Source organism: Bradyrhizobium sp. CCH5-F6 (assembly GCF_001556045.1).
In the GTDB taxonomy this organism is placed as follows: domain Bacteria; phylum Pseudomonadota; class Alphaproteobacteria; order Rhizobiales; family Xanthobacteraceae; genus Bradyrhizobium.
Genome location: NZ_LSIC01000005.1, coordinates 1 through 1,606, shown reverse-complemented (window position 1 = coordinate 1,606; position 1,606 = coordinate 1). Strand labels below are relative to the sequence as shown.

General features: G+C 56.4%; 1 protein-coding gene. It reads right to left on the bottom strand.

Annotation, left to right across the window (positions count from 1 at the left end):
• Positions 1 to 1,193 precede the first annotated feature (1,193 nt).
• Positions 1,194 to 1,484 (bottom strand): copper-binding protein, encoded by a 291-nt coding sequence (locus AX729_RS00385; protein WP_057198346.1) that lies wholly within the window; start codon positions 1,482 to 1,484, stop codon positions 1,194 to 1,196.
• Positions 1,485 to 1,606 lie beyond the last annotated feature (122 nt).

Below are 1,606 nucleotides of genomic sequence, written 5' to 3'. Positions count from 1 at the left end.
CAATCCGGGTTATGGACTCTACCCATTTTTGGAGGAAATACCGGGGCTCAGGTCATCACCAATTGCGCAGTTCGTCTGAAATTTCTCATCACCGTTCCTTTCACAACGTCACCTTCAGTCCGAGAACGCGATTATTGCTGTGAAGTTGCATCGGGCGGGCCATGCCGACGCACAATCGTCGTCATCATCAGCGCTTTGCGCCTGATCCAAAAAAACACCGCCTGTTTGCTGGCTATCAGGCCGAGGGCACGCGAGGGGCGGCAAAGTGGCAGGTGCCAGAGCAATTCGGGTCGACGACCAGGCTGTCTCAGTGACGCTCGGATGGCTAAATGGATTGCGCCGGAACCAACTTTCATCACCACGGCGAAGCCCGCGCAACACCTCACCCACGATTACTGCTCCTTTTTTGGCCCCATGTGGTGCGGTACATCGGTCTTGGGTCCACCGCCACAATGGTGGCTGCCGCCCGATGCGGGCTTCGAGCCGGTGCTCTTCTTCCCCATATGGCGCGGGACCTCCGTTCGGTCCACCTGAGTAATGATGGCCGTTCTTCTCAGCCGTAGAGCTCGTCTGCGCCAGGGCCGGGAGAGCAGCGAAGGACATCACAGCGGCTAGGAGCAGCTTGCGGGCATTAATTCCTGTTGCTCCTATGACTGGTCCAAAGGCAATCAAACCAGATGTCTGATCCAGAAACAATCAAGCCTGAAACAAGGACGCAGTGGTTGAGCCAGATCAAGGACCGCGACCTACGACCTGAGTCAATAATGTAAGCACGATCTGGCGCGACGAGCCGTACCAATCTTCTTGTTAAACCAAGCATGGCCTTGCCGTAGCTTCAAATGCGATCGGCAAGCCGCACCGTTGCCTGCGGGTACCTGCAACGGCCGCTCTCGAGACCAGATTCAGATATTGATTCTTGTCGGGTAACGCGGGCATCCGGCGATGTCGCACGAATTCTTGCGACCTCGTTTCTGATAGTTGTCCTCAGTACATATGCTACGCAACCAACGGGATGAAATCGGCGATCGCTGCGCAAAGTTTGCCGACGAGTTGACCGGATTTGGCAACCGGCACACGGCCGAGCTCATAGTGAAGTTCACGGCGACTGTGATTGGCTGACACAGTCGTAGCTCTGTTGCTCTGCGATTTCTCTTAAGCGTTCACCAGACGTTGATTAGCCACTATCAAGCGGCCTACCGCGCTTTTCGGATGTTCGTGATCATCACTGCGTTTTTCAGCCTGGCTGCCTCAAATTCCACTAGATCTCCCGGTCGCAAGCCCTTTAGCATGCGACGGTTCGTGACATGGAAGGGCATTTCCATTGCCAGCATCCGGATGCTGCCATCGGCGCTCTTCATCTCCTCGGTCATGATGGCGACCGAAGCTGCACCGGGACCCATATCGACAGCTTGGACCTGGCCCCTCGCATGCACGTGCCCCGATGGAGATACAAGGTAATTGTGTTCCCGATCGAGCTTGTCCATCCACTCGCTTGGCGTCGGTGTAAGGATCTGGGCGGCTGCAGGCCTAAGAAAGATCGCGAGCCCAAACGAGCTATGCCTGAATCTGGGTGACGGAGCCGATCAGGCGGCGTGGCTTTGCTGGG